At 62.6% G+C, this 17,960-nt stretch carries 17 protein-coding genes; 12 read left to right on the top strand and 5 right to left on the bottom strand.

Going from position 1 to position 17,960, the window contains the following annotated elements; all coding sequences use genetic code 11:
• The first annotated feature begins 28 nt into the window (after positions 1 to 28).
• From ACSBLW_RS06250 to ACSBLW_RS06240, 3 genes are all read left to right on the top strand, one after another.
• Positions 29 to 1,231, top strand: coding sequence for a glycine C-acetyltransferase (locus tag ACSBLW_RS06250; protein WP_435259369.1), 1,203 nt, complete (start codon positions 29 to 31; stop codon positions 1,229 to 1,231).
• Entirely contained in the window at positions 1,228 to 2,253 is a 1,026-nt protein-coding gene (gene tdh / locus ACSBLW_RS06245; RefSeq protein WP_435259368.1) for an L-threonine 3-dehydrogenase, read from the top strand. The genes ACSBLW_RS06250 and tdh overlap by 4 nt, the downstream gene beginning before the upstream one ends.
• A gap of 264 nt (positions 2,254 to 2,517) precedes the next feature.
• The gene (locus tag ACSBLW_RS06240; RefSeq protein WP_435259367.1) at positions 2,518 to 2,754 is read left to right on the top strand and encodes an HGGxSTG domain-containing protein; all 237 of its coding nucleotides are present in this window, start codon (positions 2,518 to 2,520) and stop codon (positions 2,752 to 2,754) included.
• 3 nt (positions 2,755 to 2,757) lie between these two features.
• Here the strand turns inward: ACSBLW_RS06240 and ACSBLW_RS06235 are convergent, their stop codons facing one another.
• From ACSBLW_RS06235 to ACSBLW_RS06225, 3 genes are read right to left on the bottom strand one after another with little or no spacing between them, the layout of a single operon-like run.
• Positions 2,758 to 2,976 (bottom strand): hypothetical protein, encoded by a 219-nt coding sequence (locus ACSBLW_RS06235; RefSeq protein ID WP_435259366.1) that lies wholly within the window; start codon positions 2,974 to 2,976, stop codon positions 2,758 to 2,760.
• A gap of 32 nt (positions 2,977 to 3,008) precedes the next feature.
• On the bottom strand, positions 3,009 to 4,376 hold the full coding sequence (locus tag ACSBLW_RS06230) for a sensor histidine kinase (RefSeq protein ID WP_435259365.1): 1,368 nt from the start codon (positions 4,374 to 4,376) through the stop codon (positions 3,009 to 3,011).
• Positions 4,376 to 5,041, bottom strand: a complete 666-nt coding sequence (locus ACSBLW_RS06225) for a response regulator (protein WP_435259364.1) — start codon at positions 5,039 to 5,041, stop codon at positions 4,376 to 4,378. The genes ACSBLW_RS06230 and ACSBLW_RS06225 overlap by 1 nt, the downstream gene beginning before the upstream one ends.
• A gap of 153 nt (positions 5,042 to 5,194) precedes the next feature.
• Here ACSBLW_RS06225 and ACSBLW_RS06220 point away from each other — a divergent pair, with 153 nt between their 5' ends.
• The 5 genes from ACSBLW_RS06220 (at position 5,195) to ACSBLW_RS06200 (ending at position 11,531) form a co-directional block, all read left to right on the top strand.
• Entirely contained in the window at positions 5,195 to 6,301 is a 1,107-nt protein-coding gene (locus ACSBLW_RS06220; RefSeq protein WP_435259363.1) for a tripartite tricarboxylate transporter substrate-binding protein, read from the top strand.
• A 168-nt stretch (positions 6,302 to 6,469) separates the two neighbouring features.
• On the top strand, positions 6,470 to 8,404 hold the full coding sequence (locus ACSBLW_RS06215) for a tripartite tricarboxylate transporter permease (protein WP_435260053.1): 1,935 nt from the start codon (positions 6,470 to 6,472) through the stop codon (positions 8,402 to 8,404).
• A gap of 10 nt (positions 8,405 to 8,414) precedes the next feature.
• Positions 8,415 to 9,464, top strand: a complete 1,050-nt coding sequence (locus ACSBLW_RS06210) for an isocitrate/isopropylmalate dehydrogenase family protein (RefSeq protein ID WP_435259362.1) — start codon at positions 8,415 to 8,417, stop codon at positions 9,462 to 9,464.
• A 1-nt stretch (position 9,465) separates the two neighbouring features.
• Positions 9,466 to 10,557 (top strand): 4-oxalomesaconate tautomerase, encoded by a 1,092-nt coding sequence (locus ACSBLW_RS06205; protein WP_435259361.1) that lies wholly within the window; start codon positions 9,466 to 9,468, stop codon positions 10,555 to 10,557.
• Positions 10,554 to 11,531, top strand: a complete 978-nt coding sequence (locus ACSBLW_RS06200) for a D-2-hydroxyacid dehydrogenase family protein (RefSeq protein ID WP_435259360.1) — start codon at positions 10,554 to 10,556, stop codon at positions 11,529 to 11,531. Before ACSBLW_RS06205 ends, ACSBLW_RS06200 begins: the two co-directional genes overlap by 4 nt.
• Here the strand turns inward: ACSBLW_RS06200 and ACSBLW_RS06195 are convergent.
• A complete protein-coding gene (locus tag ACSBLW_RS06195; RefSeq protein WP_435259359.1) occupies positions 11,500 to 12,576 on the bottom strand; it encodes an AbrB family transcriptional regulator in 1,077 nt (358 codons plus the stop codon). The two genes, ACSBLW_RS06200 and ACSBLW_RS06195, sit on opposite strands and share 32 nt — an antisense overlap.
• Positions 12,577 to 12,648: 72 nt before the next feature.
• Here ACSBLW_RS06195 and ACSBLW_RS06190 point away from each other — a divergent pair, with 72 nt between their 5' ends.
• Genes ACSBLW_RS06190 through tcuB form a run of 3 tightly spaced genes read left to right on the top strand, consistent with a single transcriptional unit; the run spans position 12,649 to position 15,786 of the window.
• Complete coding sequence (locus ACSBLW_RS06190; protein WP_435259358.1) at positions 12,649 to 13,317, top strand: GntR family transcriptional regulator; 669 nt, start codon at positions 12,649 to 12,651, stop codon at positions 13,315 to 13,317.
• Positions 13,314 to 14,705 carry an FAD-dependent tricarballylate dehydrogenase TcuA gene (gene tcuA, locus ACSBLW_RS06185; protein ID WP_435259357.1) on the top strand — a complete coding sequence of 464 codons (1,392 nt, stop codon included), beginning with the start codon at positions 13,314 to 13,316 and terminating at the stop codon, positions 14,703 to 14,705. Before ACSBLW_RS06190 ends, tcuA begins: the two co-directional genes overlap by 4 nt.
• Positions 14,695 to 15,786, top strand: a complete 1,092-nt coding sequence (tcuB, locus tag ACSBLW_RS06180; RefSeq protein ID WP_435259356.1) for a tricarballylate utilization 4Fe-4S protein TcuB — start codon at positions 14,695 to 14,697, stop codon at positions 15,784 to 15,786. Before tcuA ends, tcuB begins: the two co-directional genes overlap by 11 nt.
• Positions 15,787 to 16,020: 234 nt before the next feature.
• Here tcuB and ACSBLW_RS06175 read toward each other — a convergent pair whose 3' ends face one another.
• Positions 16,021 to 16,929 carry an aldo/keto reductase gene (locus tag ACSBLW_RS06175; RefSeq protein WP_435259355.1) on the bottom strand — a complete coding sequence of 303 codons (909 nt, stop codon included), beginning with the start codon at positions 16,927 to 16,929 and terminating at the stop codon, positions 16,021 to 16,023.
• A gap of 111 nt (positions 16,930 to 17,040) precedes the next feature.
• Here ACSBLW_RS06175 and ACSBLW_RS06170 point away from each other — a divergent pair, with 111 nt between their 5' ends.
• Complete coding sequence (locus ACSBLW_RS06170; protein WP_435259354.1) at positions 17,041 to 17,958, top strand: AraC family transcriptional regulator; 918 nt, start codon at positions 17,041 to 17,043, stop codon at positions 17,956 to 17,958.
• Positions 17,959 to 17,960: the final 2 nt, after the last annotated feature.

Raw genomic sequence — 17,960 nt, 5'->3', positions numbered from 1 at the left:
TTTTCCGGAAAAACGGAGGAGTTCTGTTATGGCGGAAACTTTGGGCAAAGCGGCTTTTCTTCACCATCTGGGAGAGGTCTTGGCTGGGATTGAAGCCGATGGATTGATGAAGCGCGAGCGGCTGATCCATGGGGCGCAGGGGGCGCATGTGGAAATGCAGGGGCGGCGGATGCTGAACCTTTGCGCCAACAACTATCTGGGTCTGGCCGATGATCCGCGCCTTGTTGCGGCGGCCAAGGCCGCGATGGATGAGGGCGGCTATGGCATGGCCAGCGTGCGGTTCATTTGCGGCACGGCAGACGCTCACCGCGTGCTGGAGCAGAGGATTGCGGGCTTTTTGGGGATGGAGGATTCCATTTTGTTCGCCGCCTGTTTCGATGCCAATGGCGGGTTGTTCGAACCTTTGCTTGGGCCAGAGGATGCGGTGATCTCGGACGCTTTGAACCATGCCTCGATCATCGACGGCATCCGGCTGTGCAAGGCCAAGCGCTATCGTTATGCGAATTCCGATATGGCGGATTTGGAGGCGCAGCTAAAGACGGCGCGGGCCGATGGGGCGCGGTTCATCCTGATCGCCACGGACGGCGTCTTTTCGATGGATGGCTATTTGGCGAAGCTGCCGGAAATCAAAGCCTTGGCCGACCAGTATGGGGCGATGGTGATGGTCGATGACTGCCATTCTACCGGTTTCATGGGGCCAAAGGGGCAGGGCACGCCCGCCCATCACGGGTTATCGGTGGATATTCTGACCGGCACCTTGGGCAAAGCCCTTGGCGGCGCCCTTGGCGGTTATATCGCCGGGCCGCAGGCGGTGGTCGATCTGCTGCGCCAACGCGCCCGGCCTTACTTGTTTTCAAACGCCTTGCCGCCTGCCGTGGTTGGGGCGGGGCTTGCGGCCTTGGACATTGTCGAAGGGGCGGATGACCTGCGCGCGCAACTTTTTGAAAATGCGCGCTATTGGCGGGCGGGGCTGGAGGCTCTTGGCTTTACGCTTTTGCCCGGAGCGCACCCGATTGTGCCAGTGATGCTGGGCGAGGCGCAACTGGCGCAGGATATGGCGGCGGAATTGGGACGGCTGGGGGTGCATGTGGCGGGGTTCTTCTTTCCCGTGGTGCCCAAGGGACAGGCCCGGATTCGTACGCAGATGAATGCGCGGCTGACCCGCGAAGATCTTGATTTTGCACTGGAGGCCTTTGCCAAGGCGGGCCGCAAGCTGGGGGTGATCCAATGAAAGCTCTGGTCAAGTCCAAAGACGCCGAAGGCCTGTGGATGGAAGATCGTCCGGTGCCGGAAATCGGGCCGGAGGATGTGTTGATCCGCATTCACAAGACCGGCATTTGCGGGACGGATGTGCATATCTGGAACTGGGATGACTGGGCGCGGCGCACGGTGCCGGTGGGGCTGATCACAGGCCACGAATTCGCGGGCGAAATCGTGGAACTGGGCCGCGATGTGCAGGATCTGGCCATCGGCCAGCGGGTTTCGGGCGAGGGGCATCTGATCGGCAAGACCAGCCGTCAAAGCCGGGCGGGAAAATTCCACCTGGACCCGGCGACGCGGGGTATTGGCGTCAATGAGCCGGGAGCTTTCGCCGAATATCTGCGTCTGCCTGCGTTCAACGTCGTGCCTTTGCCCGATGCGGTGGATGACGAGATCGGCGCCATTCTGGATCCCTTGGGCAATGCCGTTCATACCGCGCTGTCTTTTGATCTGGTGGGCGAGGATGTGCTGATCACCGGGGCGGGGCCGATTGGCATCATGGCGGCGGCGGTGGCCCGCCATGTCGGCGCGCGCCATGTGGTGATCACCGATGTGAACCCGGCGCGGCTGGAACTGGCGGGCCGGGTGGCCGATGTGGTGCCAGTGAACGTGGCCACAACCGAGTTGCGCAGCGTTTTCCCAAGCTTGAAAATGAAGCAGGGCTTCGATGTGGGCATGGAAATGTCCGGTAATCAGGCTGCGCTGGACCAGATGGTTGAACACATGGTCATGGGCGGGCGGATTGCGATGCTGGGCATCCCGCCGGGCAAAAGCCCTGTCGACTGGAGCCGGATTGTCTTTAAGGCGATCACGATCAAGGGCGTCTACGGGCGCGAGATTTTCGAGACATGGTACAAGATGATTGCCATGATCGAAAACGGTCTGGATGTCCGCAAGGTCATTACCCATCGGATGAAGGTGGATGAGTTCGAGGCGGGCTTTGCCGCGATGCGCTCGGGCCTGTCGGGCAAGGTCGTGCTGGACTGGTCCTGATGCTAGGCTCAGGGCTTCCTAATCCAGGCTAAGTCCTTGACCTAACTGCGTTGGCACGACTGGTGCAATCAGCCGGGCCCTATGATCTGTGGCCTTGGCCAATCCCGCGGCGTCAGTGTCGTCGGTTTATGGATGTCCGTGCAAAACAACATCAATCATCAATGAGGCGGACCGGTGGATTACCGCATTTGCCCAGCAACAAAGCTCTTACATCCAAACTATCAAACCGTCTGCAACGACTGCGAAGGACAGGTATATCGCAGGATGCGGGCAAGGGGCCTTGATGATCGCGGCAAATGCCTGCCTGCAAAAAAACGGCCGCCATGCAATGCAAGAACCCGGGCCGGAGGCTTCTGCACCATTCGGGTCATGCCCGGCAATGAACGCTGCCGTTTTCACGGCGGAAAATCTACTGGTCCGCGCACCGCAGAGGGCCGCGCCCGAATTGTTGAGGCCCAACGAAACAGATGGAACAAATGGAAAGAGCGCAGAAAGACCTGATGGTTAGAGAGGCAGATATCGGCGCTCTAGAACAGCTTGATCCTGTGCTGTGCGATTGTTGTAACGCCCGATCACGTCGACACCGTTCTGGCGGGCGGAAAGCGGACGGATGGCGATGCAACACCAAAGTTGCGCGGTCGCGCCAAAGCGGTCGTTCGACGTGAAATGCTGAGGCCGCCAATCGGATTGAGGAGTGCTGCGCGGCAAGGGACTGAACGACATCGCGCGCGCGGCAGGTCGATGATCCCGACGGCCTAACGCGCCAAGGTGACCTCAAATATCGCGCCTTTGCCATCGGACATGCAATGGGCGGTTCCGCCATGCGCTGTGGCGACATCGTTCACAATGGCCAGCCCCAACCCGCAGCCATGGGACTGATCACCATCGAGACGGAAAAAACGATCGAAAATACGCTCGCACATTTCGGTTGGAATACCGGGTCCGTCATCGGCGAAGCGCAGATGAACCGTGTGCGGCGTGAACTCGACCGACACCTCCATCCGTCCCCCAGGGCGTAGCGCGTATTTGGCCGCGTTATCAAGCAGGTTAACCACCATCTCGTCCACCAGCACAGGATCGCACTCCACCGGCCGAACCGTGCCAGTCACGGAAAAATCCACATCCACATCGCGCCGCAACTGTGCTTCGGCGAAGGCGCGCACTCTCTCGCGGATCAACGCGACAAGGTCGACCGGTTGCACAAACTCTTTCAGACTGCGCCCGCGCACCCGCTCGAGCGATAGAAGTTGCGAGGTAAGACGGCTGCTCGCACGGGCGCTTTCGACCAGATCGGCGACACGAACGCGCAACTCTGCCTCGGTGGGCGCGCTCATGGCAGCTTCGGCCTGGCTTTGAATGGCCGCCACAGGGTTGCGCATCTGGTGTGCCGCATCCGAGATGAAACTGTCGCGCAGGGCAAATGCGCGCGACAGCCGGTCGAACAGTGAGTTTGCGGTCTGCACCAACGGGCGCAACTCTGGTGGAACCCAACGCCGGATCGGCCGCAGGTCGTCGGCGCTGCGCTGGTCAATCGCATCGCGCAGATCCAGAAGGGGTTTCAGACCCAGCTGGATACCGAACCACAGGATCAACGATGCCGTCATCAGGATCGACCCCAAAAGCATGAATGATTGCGCCAAAAGCTTGCGCGACAAGGCCAGCCGTTGTCCGACAGTCTGCCAGACTTCTACCGTCACCCAGCCGCCGAATTGCGGCTCGCTGATGAATTCACGCAGAACAATCGCGCGAACGGGGCGTCCCAGTGACGTGCTGTCAAAGAAAACCGGGGTTCCGCCTTCGACATTTGCGCCAAGGGGAATATCCGGCGGGTCGGAATATCCCGTGACAAAACTGCCGCCAGGCCCTGTGATTCGATAGTAAACAGGATCGCCCAGGGCGGTGGTCAGTTCGTCCAGCAACTGTTCGGTCAGCACATCCCCTTCAGACAGCACGACATCGCGCGATATCGTCAGGGCGACGGCCAGCAGGGTATTGTCATAGAGTTCCTCAGAGATATGCTTGGCTGCGATATAGCGGGCGAAAGATGCAGCGCCGGCGACCACGATCAGCGGGACAATCAGCAGCAGGAACAACCGCCCCCGCAATGACAGGCGCGGCAACATCAACCGTCGTCCAACATATAGCCAAGGCCGCGCGCAGTGCGGATGGCGACGCCTGATCCATCCAGTTTGCGCCGCAGACGCGACACGAGAAGTTCGATGGCATTGGGTTCGACCGAGCTGCCCGACCCATAGAGCGCATCGGATATGCGGTCCTTTTCGATCAGCCGCCCGCGATGTTCCAAAAGCAATTCGAACAGCGCAAGCTCTCTCCGGGGCAAATCCAGATTGCGCCCCTCTGACAAAAGAACGCGTTGCACGCGGTCATAGACTAGTTGCCCCACGGTTTCCTGCGATGGCGCAACCTGCGGCCGCCGCCGCGCCAGGGCCCGCAGTCTTGCCACAAGTTCGGCCATGTCAAAAGGCTTGACCAGATAGTCGTCCGCGCCAACCTCCAGCCCCTCGACTCTTTCCGAGGTCTTGCCCCGCGCGGTCAGAATCAGCACGGGAATCCCATTGCCCCGGGCGCGCTGTCGGCGGACGATTTCGATCCCTGACAGGCGCGGCAGGTTGACGTCGACAATGGCCACATCCGCCTCTTCCCGGCTTAGAAAGGCATCTGCTTCCAGCCCGTCCTCCAGATGATCGACGGCATGCCCCAGATCTTTCAGAGCATTTTCAATGCCTTTCGCAAGGCTTCGATTGTCTTCAATCAGGATGACACGCATGAAAGGACTTTGTGGCCTCCAGACAGGTTTCAGACAGGAACAGATCGTAGATTGCCCATCAAGCCGTTCTTGGGAGGAGAAATCAAGAATGGTCGCGCTCCTGACCGCTGCTTTGGCAGCGCAGGTGTGCTTTGATGATAACGGGAGGAAGATATGACCAAGGATATCAACATCACGCGCCGGGTGGCGCTTGGGCTTGCCGCGGGCGCGATGGCATTGGGCCTTGCCGGGCCAGCCGCGGCGGAAGCCAATTTCTCGGGGCAGACCATTGAATGGATCATCCCCTTCTCCGCCGGTGGCGGTTCGGACACTTGGGCGCGGTTCAATGCGCCACTGTTGTCCAAGTACCTGCCGGGCAATCCGGTCGTGGTCGTGGTGAACGAACCGGGTGGCGGCTCGACCAAAGGCACCAACCTTTTTGCCGCCCGCGCCAAGCCCGATGGGCTGACCATTCTTGGCACCTCGGGCTCGACCCAGTTCCCCTATCTTTTGGGCGATCCGCGCGTGCGGTACGAATACAAGGACTGGAAAATTGCCATGGCCAGCCCGACTGGCGGCGTGGTCTATACCAGCCCGTCTCTGGGTCTGAAGGTGCCAGAAGATATTGCCGCGCTGAAGGGAAAAGATCTGGTCTATGCCAGCCAAGGCGCAACCTCGCTTGATCTGGTGCCGCTTCTGGGCTTCCGGCTGATGGGCTTCAACGTTCAGCACGTGTTCGGCTTCAAGGGGCGCGGCGATGGCCGTCTGGCCTTCGAACGGGGCGAGGTGAACATCGACTATCAGACCTCGTCCGCCTACATCAAAAACGTCCAGCCTCTGGTGGATGCAGGCCAAGCCGTGCCGCTGTTCAGCTGGGGCGTTCTGAACGAGGCAGGCGAGGTCGTGCGCGACCCGACCTTCCCTGATCTGCCCTCTTTCGCCGAAGCCTATCAGACCCTGACCGGCGCGGCCCCTTCGGGCCCGGAATACGACGCCTATTTCGCCTTTTTCACCGCCGGTTTCCCGGCACAGAAGATGGTCTTCCTGCCCAAGGACACGCCCGATGACATCGTGGCCGCCTACCAGAAGGCCTTTGAAGACATGAAGGCCGATCCGGACTATCAGGCCAGCGCCGAGGCCGTTCTGGGCACCTATGAGCAGGTCACTGGCGATCTGGCGCAGGCGTTGTTCGAAAAGGGCACGTCCATCGCTCCGGAATTGCGCGCACAAGTGGCCGGAATGCTGGCCTCTGACTACGGCGTGAAACTCGGCGAAGAATAAGTCTCGCCCTGCAATCCAGCGGGCGCCCTGAACGGGCGTCCGCAATTGCCCTTTCCAAATCCATCACTGACCTGTCGCCGCCGCGCGATCAACACGGGAGAATTCGCCGTGGTCGATGCCCTATTTTCTGCACTTGGCACACTGCTGTCGTTCCAGCACCTGCTTTACATGCTCGTCGGCGTGTCGGTCGGGCTGGTGATTGGCGTGATCCCCGGTCTGGGCGGCATTGCGGGTTTGTCGCTTCTGATGCCCTTTCTGTATGGCATGGATGAAATCACTGCCTTGGCCATGCTGATCGGCCTTGTGGCGGTCATCCCGACATCAGACACCTTTTCCTCGGTTCTGATGGGTATTCCCGGCTCGTCGGCCAGTCAGGCGACGGTGCTGGATGGTTTCCCGCTGGCCCGCCAGGGCCAAGCTGCGCGGGCGCTGTCGGCCGCGTTCATCTCGTCGATGGCGGGGGGGATCTTCGGTGCGGTGGTGCTGACGGGGTTTGTCGTCATCGCCCGGCCGATCATCCTGTCCTTCGGGTCGGCCGAGTTGTTCATGCTGGCGCTTTTCGGCCTGTCGATGGTTGCGGTTCTGGCCGGGCGCAGTCTGGCCAAGGGGCTGGCCGCCTGCTGCATCGGCCTGATCATCGGCTCGATCGGTGGCGCACCGGCCACGGGCGAGTTCCGGATGATCTTCGGTTCCGACTATCTTTATGACGGTATTCCTCTGGTGATCGTGGGGCTTGGCTTCTTCGCCATTCCCGAAATCGCAGACCTTCTGCGCAAGAACTCGGCCATCGCTTCGGGCCATGCGCTTGGCTCGGGCTGGTTTCAGGGTCTGCGGGACTGGTGGGGCAATCTGTGGCTGTCGATGCGCTGCGCCGGTATCGGCTGCATCATCGGCGCCATTCCGGGGTTGGGTGGCTCGGTTGTCGACTGGATCGCCTATGGCCATGCCGTCCAGACCGAAAAGAAGGACCCCCAGTTCGGCAAGGGCGACATTCGCGGGGTGATCGCCCCGGAAAGCGCGAATAACGCGATGCAGGGCGGCGCGCTTTTGCCGACCATGCTGTTCGGCATTCCCGGTTCGGGCGCGATGGCGGTGTTCTTGGGTGGGATGGTTCTTTTAGGCATTCAACCCGGCCCGTCAATGGTGGGGGCCGACCTCAATATCACCTATTCGGTGGTTTGGTCGCTGGCGCTGGCCAATGTCATGGGGGCGGGCATCTGCCTTGCTTTGGCGATCCCGATTTCCCGGCTGACCCAAATCCCTTTTCAGCGTCTTGCCCCCTTCATGATCGCGCTGATCTGCTTTGCCGCCTTCCAGGCCACGCGGTCACTGGCCGATCTGGTCGCGCTTTTGGCTTTGGGTGTTCTTGGCGTCCTGATGAAGCGCTTTGGCTGGCCGCGCCCGGCGCTTCTGATTGGCTATGTGCTGGCACCGCAGGCCGAGACCTATTTCTATCAGGCGTTGCAGTTCAACGGCTGGTCGTTCCTTGGCCGTCCGGGGGTGATCATCATTGGGCTGATGACGCTGGCTTCGGTGTTCTTCGGCCTGCGCAACCGGGTCGACGAACATGGCTCGGTCGTGCCCAACTCTGATGACGCACCCGACGTGCCCTCGCAGAAGGCGCATCTGCCGCAGATCGGCTTTGCGGTTGCCATGGCGGCACTTCTGGTGGTGGCGCTGACGGACTCGCTGAAACACGATTTCCTTGGGCAGATCTTCCCGCTTTCGGTGTCGCTCATCGGTTTGGGGATGCTGGCGATCCTGATCCCGCAATTGGTGCGGGGCAAGACCGGCCATCACGCCCATTTTGACGGTGAGCTGACTGGCGATCACGTCGGTCAAGAGGGGATCGGCACTCTGTGGGGCGGTCTGGCATGGATTGCCGGGTTGGTCGCGCTGACGGCGCTGATCGGGTTCTACGGCGCGATGCTGATCTTCTTCCCGGTCTTCCTGATCGTCCGCGCCAAGGCCGGTCCGGTCGCGGTGGTGCTGATGACAGCGGCGGCGGCGGGGTTCATCCTGCTTCTGGCCTGGGCGCTGGCGCTGAACTTCCCGTCCGGCGTGCTGCAGGACGCGGTCGATCTGCCCTGGCCCTTCCGCTGAGCGCCCGGCAATGGACGTCCTCGTTCTTGAAGGCGATGGAATCGGTCCGGAAATCACCGCCGCCACGGTGGCGGTGATCACCGCGGCGGCCGCGCGGTTTGATGTGCCGCTGCGGCTCAGCCATGCCGAAATCGGTTTTGCCGCTTTGGCCCGCCATGGCACCACCCTGCCGCCCGAGGTGATTGCGGCGGCAAAGGCGGCGGCGGGGGTCATTCTGGGGCCAGTGTCGCACAACGCCTATCCGCCGGTGGCCGGGGGCGGGTTGAACCCCTCGGGCGTCTTGCGCCGTGAGCTTGGCCTTTACGCCAATATCCGCCCGGCCCGCTCTCGCCCGGGCACCCCGCGCCCGGTCGCGGCGAAAACCGATCTGGTGATCGTGCGCGAAAACCTCGAAGGGTTTTATGCCGACCGCAACATGGCCTCGGGCTCGGGCGAAATCCTTGTGGAACCCGATGTCGCGATTGCCATGCGCAAGATCACCGCCAAAGGCAGCGCCCGCATCGCCGAGGCGGCGTTCGCGCTTGCCGCAAGCCGTCCGCGCAAACGGGTCGCCACGATCCACAAGGCCAATGTGCTGCGCATATCGGATGGGCTATTTCTGTCCGAGGTTCGCAAGGTGGCAGCCCGCTATCCGCAGGTGGCGCACGAGGAAATCCTTGTGGACGCCGCCGCCGCCCATCTGGTGCGCAACCCTTCCCGGTTCGACGTGATCCTTGCCACCAACATGTTCGGCGACATCTTGTCTGACCTAGCTTCGGAAATCGCCGGCGGTCTTGGTCTTGCGGCCTCGCTCAACCTTGGCACCACGGCAGCGGTCGCGCAGGCGCAGCACGGCTCGGCCCCTGACATTGCAGGACAGGATCGCGCCAACCCCGCCTCGCTTATCGGGTCGGCGGCCATGCTTTTGCGCCACCTTGGCGCGGCCGATGCCGCCGATGCCATCGACCTTGCTCTCGATACGGCGCTTTCGCGCCCTGAAACCCGCACGCCTGATCTGGGTGGCGCCCTTGGCACGGCCGCTTTCGGCGGGCGACTCGCAACGATGATAACGGAGTCCTGACATGCCCCAGACCGCCATTCCATTTCATTTCTTCCGCGGTGGCACCTCGCGCGGGCCCTATTTCCGCCGCGAGGACCTGCCCGAAGATCGCGAGACCTTGGCGCGGGTGCTGGTTGCGGCGCTTGGTTCGGGTCACAAGCTGAACATCGACGGCATCGGCGGTGGGGCGGCCGTGACCACCAAGGTCGCCATGCTGTCGCGGTCGGAAACCGAGGGCTGTGACATCGACTATTTCTTTGCCCAAGTCAGCGTCGAGGATGGTCTGGTCGACTTCAAGCCGACCTGCGGCAATATCCTGTCGGGCGTCGGACCCGCCGCGCTGGAGATGGGGCTGATCGCGCCGCAAGGCGATGTGACGCGTGTCCGCATCCGTTCGGTCAACACCGAGGCGCGGGTCGAGGCGGTTGTGCAAACTCCCGGCGGCCAGGTGGAATACGCAGGCAGCGCCGCAATTGATGGCGTTCCGTGCACGGCGGCACCGGTCTATCTGAACTTCATGGATGTGGTGGGGGCGTCTACCGGGGCGCTTTTGCCGACGGGCAGCTTGCGCAACGTGGTCGGCGGTATTGAGGTGACCTGCATGGACGTGGCCATGCCCATCGTCATCGCCCGCGCCGCCGATTTCGGCCTGACGGGCTATGAGACGGCCGACGAACTGGACGCCAACCGCGATTTCTATGCCCGGATGGAGCCGATCCGCCAAGAGGCCGGGCGGCTCATGGGCATGGGCGATGTCAGCCAATCCGTCACGCCGAAATTCGCACTTCTCGCCCCGCCGCGCGATGGCGGCACTATTGCCGCGCGCTATTTCATGCCGCGCAACTGCCACCCGACGATGGCGGTGACAGGGGCGCAATGTCTGGCCTCTTGCGTGCTGACGCCGGGGACCGTGGCCGAAGGCCTGCCGACCCCGCCCCAGGGCCAACCCGCCATCGTCCTGATCGAACATCCCGGCGGGGTTATTGATGTGACGGTGGATTATGAAAACGGTCCTGATGGCTTTGCCCTGAAATCCGCCGGCCTGCTGCGCACCGCGCGGCTGCTGGCGCGGGGTGAGATCATGGTGCCGGCAGAGATCTGGGGCGGGAAATGAAGGTTCACATCCTTGACGACTGGTTCGATACGCTGCGCGGGCTGCCCTGTTTCGCCAAGCTTGCGGGTCATGACGTAACGGTCTGGACCGACCACGAACCCGACCCGACCCGTCTGGCCGAACGCGTGCAAGAGGCCGAAGCGCTGGTGCTTTTCCGCGAGCGCACACGTATCGGCGCGGACTTGCTCGACCGTCTGCCAAACCTTCGCCTGATCAGCCAGCGCAGCGTCTACCCGCATGTCGATGTGGCGGCCTGCACCCGCAATGGTGTGCTGCTTTCGTCCAACATGCACAGCGACACCCCGTCCTACGCCGCGGCGGAACTGACGCTGGCGCTGATGCTGGCCAGTTTCCGACAGATCCCCGAACAAGTTGCCAGCATCCGGGGAGGGGAATGGCAGATGGGTGTGGGCCGCACGCTCAGGGGCCGGACGCTTGGCCTATACGGCTATGGCCGCATTGCGCAAGCGGTCGAAACCTATGCCCTTGCGCTGGGGATGCGCGTGCAATGGTGGGCCTCTGACGCGGGCCGCGCCCGGGCGCGGGCCGATGGTAAAACCGTCGCCGACAGCCGCGAGGCCTTCTTTGCCACCTCTGATATCGTCAGCCTGCATGTGCGGCTGAAGCCTGAAACCAAGGGCATCCTCACCGCCGCAGACCTAGCCGCCATGCGCCCGCGCAGCCTGTTGGTGAATACCTCACGCTCGGGCCTGATCGAATCCGGCGCTCTTGAGGCGGAAATCGCCAGGGGGCGGATCTTCGCGGCGGTCGATGTGTTCGACACCGAACCCCTGCGCGACAGCCGCCACCCCTTGCTGACCCATCCGAACGTGCTGCCGACCCCGCATATCGGCTATGTGACCGAGGACGAGTTCGATCTGCAGTTTTCCGATATCTTCGATCAGATCAATGCCTATGCGGACGGCGCGCCGATCCACATGATCAACCCCGAGGTTTGGGGCCGGAAGGGCTAGGGCCGTCCTGTCGCCCCGGCCTCGCCCCGACCAGACGCGCCGCCACGGGCGCGCCAAGGATCACGAACACCATCCGGGTGATGTGGTGCAGGATGACAAAGCCAAGGTCGGCCCCCGAGACCAGCGCCAGCACCGTCATCTCTGCCTGTCCGCCGGGGGCGAAGGCCAGAAACCCCTCAACCGGCCGGGCAAGGCCGGTCAGGGTCACGATTTCGGTAAAGATCGCGGCAAGGGCCGCCAGCAGCACGACAAAGCCCAGGCCCGACAGGATGAAGCTGCGCAACTCGCGCAGTGTTACCCCGACATATTGCACGCCGATTCCGATACCGATGAACAATTGCGCAGCCAGGATCGCCTCAGCTGGCGGGCGGGTATGGATCAGGCCGCCCAAGGACAGGGCCGCCGTCAGGATCATCGGGCCAAGGATCGTGGCCCCGAAAAGCCCGATCCGCTCCGCCCCCTTCCAGCCCACCACCGCCGCCCCGGCCAAAAGCGCAAGCTCGCCCAGCGGCAGGTCACGCAGTGGCGCGCCGACGGCTCCGGTCAGGTCTGCGCCGTAAAGCGCAGTCAGGATGATCGGGGCCAGCGTCAGGATGATCAGCACCCGCGTTGCATGGATCAGCGCAAGGGCGCGGGCATCGCCGCCCGCCTCTTGCCCAAAACTCACCATATCCTGAAGCCCGCCCGGCATGGCTGCATACCACGCTGTTGCCGGGTCAAACCCCAGTCGGCGGAAATAGGGGAACCCGACCAGCCCGATGATCCCGACATAGACCAACACCAAGGCAACGCTGCCCGTCATCTGCGGGATGCGACCGACAACCTCGGGCGTGATCGAGGCGCCGACGGCGACGCCGAGAACCGTGCGCGCAAGGGTAGAGACAGTGCCCATCCCTTTCAGCCTGACCCCGGCCAGCGCGGCCAACAGGCAGGCGGCCAAAGTTCCGAACAGGAACGGCAAGGGCAGGCCCAACAGAAAAAACAGCGCCGTCCCGATCAAAGCCAGGATCAGCGTCACCGCGCGTTTCGGCAATTCCGAGGGCATGAACAGGTTCCTTGCGCGATATTGTATCCAAATGTATACACGTGGACACATCCACCGCAAGTGAGTCGTTTCATGGCCGATGACAGCGAACTTCCTCAGGGCCAAAGCGCCTATCGCCGGTTGCTGGAGGAAATCCGCAGCGGCGCGCTGGCCCCCGGTGCACGGCTGCGCGAGACCGAACTTGCGGATTGGCTTGGCATCAGCCGCACCCCCGTGCGCGAGGCGATCCGCCAGCTTGAGGCGGACGGTCTGGTCGCCCACTTACCCCGACAAGGGGCCACCATCCGCAGCCTAGATCACGCCGAGATGGTCGAACTTTACGAAATGCGCGCCGTGCTGGAAGGCACCGCTGCGCGCTTGGCCGCTCGCGCGGCATCCGATATCGAACTTGCGGAACTCGCCGCATTGAATGCCGAGCTTGCACATGCCGCCGCCGGCCCGCCAGCGCGCGAGTTGAACCGGCAGTTTCACCGCATGCTGCTCGAAGCCGCGCGCAACCGCTTCTTGCTGAAATCGATGAGCGTGCTGCAAAAGACGCTGCTCATCCTAGGCCCGACCACACTGGCAGACCCATCCCGCGCCTCTTCCGCCGTTGCGGAACATGCGCGCGTGCTGGCGGCGCTTCAATCGCGCGATGGCGCAAGTGCCGAAGCTGCAATGCGCGCGCATGTCGATGCTGCCCTTTCGGCGCGTATCCGCGGGATGCGCGACCGCGACCTGATGCTAGAGGATGACGTATGAAAGACTGGCCCGAAACCTTTGATCTGGCCGTTGTGGGCGGTGGCAATGCCGCGCTTTGCGCCGCCATCACCGCCGCCGAAGCCGGGGCCTGCGTTCTGATTCTGGAAGGCGCGCCGAAAACCTATCGCGGGGGCAACAGCCGCCACACCCGCAACTTCCGCTGCATGCATCGCGGCCCGATGTTCCCACTGACAGACGCTTATGAAGAAGAGGAATACCTGCACGATCTGATGCTGGTCACCAAGGGCAAGACCGACGAAGGGCTGGCCCGGCTTGCCATCCGCTCGTCCGAGGAATGCCTGCCCTGGATGCAGGCGCATGGCGTGCGGTTCCAGCCGTCGCTTTCCGGCACGCTCAGCCTGTCGCGCACCAATGCCTTCTTCCTGGGCGGCGGCAAGGCGCTGGTGAACGCCTATTACAACACGGCCGCCGACCTTGGCGTCAAAGTCGCCTATGAGGCGCAAGTGACCCATGTGCATCTTGACGGCGACCAGATTACCCATTTGGAAGCCGAGATCTCCGGTCGGCCGGTGACCGTGAAGGCCCGCGCATTCGTGCTGGCCTCGGGCGGGTTTCAGGCCGATATCGACTGGCTAGCCCGCGCCTGGGGGCCGGCGGCGCGCAACTTCCTGATCCGGGGCACGCCCTATAACCGCGGCGTGGTCTTGCGCGACCTGCTGGACCAGGGCGCCGAAAGCGTGGGCGACCCCACCCAATGCCACGCCGTCGCCATCGACGGGCGAGCGCCGAAATACGATGGCGGCATCGTCACCCGGCTGGACTGTGTGCCGTTTTCCATCGTGGTGAACAAGCACGGCGACCGTTTCTATGACGAAGGGCAGGATGTCTGGCCCAAGCGCTATGCGATCTGGGGCCGGCTGGTCGCGGCGCAACCCGATCAGGTGGGCTATGCGCTGATTGATGCTAAATCCATTGACCTTTTCATGCCCTCGGTCTTTCCGCCGGTGAAATCCGACACGATCGAAGGGCTGGCCACCCAGATGGGCCTTGATCCGCAAGCCGTGCGCCGCACGGTGGACGGGTTCAACGCCGCCTGCCGCCCCGGCCCGTTCCATCCGACCGAACTCGATGGGTTGTGCACTGAAGGGCTGAACGTGCCGAAAACCAACTGGGCGCGCCCGCTCGATAAGCCGCCCTTCTACGGCTATCAGCTGCGCCCCGGCGTGACCTTTACCTATCTGGGTTTGAAGGTTGACGCACGCGCGCAGGTGCACACCCCCGCCGGACCAATCCGCAACCTTTGGGCCGCCGGAGAGATCATGGCCGGCTCGATTCTGGGTCAGGGCTATCTGGCCGGGTTCGGCATGACCATCGGAACCGTCTTCGGACGCATCGCAGGCAAGGAGTCCGCCGCCCATGTCGCTTGACCTCACATCGCTGACCGCCACAGAAGAGGCACGCCGCCAGATCGAGATATGCAACGCCTGCCGCTATTGCGAAGGGTTCTGCGCCGTCTTTCCCGCGATGACGCGCCAAAAGGCCTTTGCCGATGGCGACCTGACGCAACTGGCGAACCTCTGCCACAATTGCCGGGGGTGCTACTATGCCTGCCAATATACCGAGCCGCACGAGTTCGCCCTGAACATTCCTGCGGTCCTCGCCGAAGTGCGTGTGGAAAGCTGGGAACGCCTTGCCCGTCCGCAGGCGCTTGCGCGGCTGTTCCAAACCCAGGGCGTCGCGGTGGCGGGACTTCTGGCGATTGCGCTGGCGTGGTTCTTCTGGGCGCTGACCGCACTTCGCCCTGAGAGCGGCGCTGGGTTCTACGCCCATCTTGCCCATAATACTCTGGTGGCGATCTTCGTGCCGGCCTTCCTGCTGCCTTTGGCGCTAATCGCCCTGTCGTTGCGCGATTACTGGCGTGAGGTCGGCGGCGGCCGGGTGCGGCTGGCGCATATCCTGCAAGCGCTGCATAGCGTCGCGCGGATGAAGAACCTCTCGGGCGGGCATGGTGAAGGCTGCAATTTCGAGAACGGCGACCGTTTCTCGGATCGCCGCCGGGTGTTCCATCAGCTGATGATGTATGGCTTCCTGCTGTGCTTTGCCTCGACCGCCAGCGGCACGGTGATGCATTATGCCCTTGGCTGGCAGGCGCCTTACCCGTTGTTTTCGCTGCCCAAGATCTTGGGCATCCCCGGCGGGGTGATGATGGTGATCGGAGGCGGTGGTCTGGCATGGCTGAAGCTGCGCGCCGATCCGGCGCTGGGGGCGGCAAGGGTCTGGGGGGGCGAGATGGCGTTTATCCTGTTGCTTACCCTCGTCGCTTTTACCGGGCTTGCGCTATATGCCGCGACCGGAACGCCCTTGGTCGCCCCGCTTGTAGCCATCCATCTGGCAAACGTTATGGTCCTGTTCCTGCTGATGCCGCTTTCGAAGATGGTGCATGGCTTCTATAGGTTGACCGCCTTGGTCGCCGAGGCAGGAAAACCCACCCCCAAGCCAGAGGATTAAGGCCCGGCGGCCAAGTCACCCATAAGGATAGGCTGGCGCCGCACTCCCAAGACGCAAACTCTGTGAAATTTGGTTTCACCCTGCCCGAGTGACCGGTTCGGGACAGGTGCCTTGCTGATGCGACGGTCTTCGGCTGGGATCTTTGGGCCGGGTCCGACTGAATATCTGCGCTTGCTTTGGATGTAGGATACTGTCAGGCTCAGGTCCGAGCCTGACCTGCGTGCTTATTTCCCTCTATTTGCTCGGATCGCCCGTTGCCCAAGCCACGCCGTCGCCGCGATCCATGATTGCCAGACATGCCATGTCCGCGTCGTCGAGAGTGAAGCTAAACAGGTCAAGGTTCTGGCGCATCCGGTCTGAGTTCTGGCTTTTGGGCAGCACGGCAAATCCGTTCTGGACGCCCCAGCGCAGCAGGACTTGGGCCTCGCTGATACCGTATTTGGCCGCCATATCGGCAAAGGCGCCACCATCGGCGCGCATCTCGTCGGTCTTGGAGCTGGCTTGGCCGGGTTCGCTGCGCCAGGCGGAAAGCGGAACAAGGCTGCTATAGGCGATGGGCGCGATGCCCTGCTCGGCCATATAGGCCCGCAGGTCGGGTTTCTGCGACCACGGGTGCAACTCGATCTGATTGGCATCGGGCATCGGCAATCCGGCCGCACGGATTTCTTCTAGATGGCCGATGTTGAAATTGCTCACCCCGACCGCACGCGCCTTGCCAGCCTCTTTCAACTGTAAGAGGGCGCGCCATTGGTCCAACCGCTTTTCGCCGCCATAGGGTGCGTGGATCAGGTAGAGATCGACATAGTCCAACCCCAACCGGGCAAGGCTGGCCTCACATTCGGCGATTGTCTGAGCCGCGTCTTTGGGCGGGTCACCCCATGCAGGGTGGCCGGGCCAAAGCTTCGTGGTCACGAAGATGTCGGTCCGCGTAAGACCTTCGGCAGCAAGACCCCGGCGGATGCCCTCGCCGACGGCAACCTCGTTATGATAGCCTGACGCAGTGTCGATATGACGATAGCCGGCGGCGATGGCGGCGCTGACAGCCTCGGGGGCCGCCTCGCTGGAAATGAGATAGGTGCCAAATCCGACGGCCGGGATCGCGGTGTCAGCGTTAAGGCGTAATGTTGGTTGCGCAGTCGCCATCCTTGATCTCCTTGGCATGTGGGTTGGCAGGATCCTAGGCGGTCGCATCCGGGTGTTCCTGCCATATCCTCCATCATTCCTGCCAATTCCTCCAATCAGCCGGATTTCCAGATGAATCGCTCGGCTGGAATGGATATGCAGGATCAATGGGGGACAATCATGCTGGACGCGCTTGAAAAGCAGGCAGAGCGATATTTTGCCCTTAGGAGTGAAGGGCGAGCGGGTGCGCTTGCGAACATTCATGTCTTGCGCCGCGAAAGCGTCAGCGACTTTGAGGCGGTCGTCTATAACCCGGTTGTCTGCCTGATCTTGCGAGGCAGTAAAGAAACTGGGGTCGGGACACAGTCGGTGATACTGCGGCGGGGAGACGCGCTCTTGGTCAGCCACGACCTGCCGGTGACCTCGAAAATCACCGAAGCCAGCCCAGCGGCCCCCTATCTTGCGCTGATCCTGTCGCTGGATCTGGGGATTGTCCGCAGCCTTTATGAACAGGTGGGAGACGCGGTAACGGATGAGCCGGAGGCACGCTCGCTTTGCGCCAGTATTGCGGGGGGAGAGTGGACAGAGCCGCTGGCCCGATACCTTGCCATGATGGACCGGCCGATTGACGCGCAGGTGTTGGGCCCCGCAGTCCTGCGGGAAATTCACTTCCGCCTGCTTCTGTCGCCGCTTGGCGGGATGCTGCGCAACCTCTTGTCGGTCGATAGCCACGCCAGCCGCATCGCCAAGGCCATCGCGCGGATCCGGCAAGAGTTTCGCGCCCCACTGGCGGTTGCTGACCTCGCCCGGCTTGCAGGCATGAGCCAGTCGTCGTTCCACGAACATTTCAAATCGGTCACTGGGACGACGCCCCTGCAATATCTCAAGGACCTGCGCCTGATCGAGGCGCACTCCCTGCTGCGCGACGGGCGGCGCTCTGTTTCGTCGACAAGTTTCGAGGTGGGTTACGAAAGCCCAACCCACTTCAGCCGCGACTATTCGCGCAAGTTCGGCTGCGCTCCGCGTCAGCACCTGATGCAGGTTTCCTGACA

This window comes from Thioclava sp. FR2 (assembly GCF_051200875.1).
Lineage (GTDB): Bacteria > Pseudomonadota > Alphaproteobacteria > Rhodobacterales > Rhodobacteraceae > Pseudotabrizicola.
Note: the sequence above shows the minus strand (reverse complement) of the source record. Positions and strands in the feature narration are given on the sequence as shown.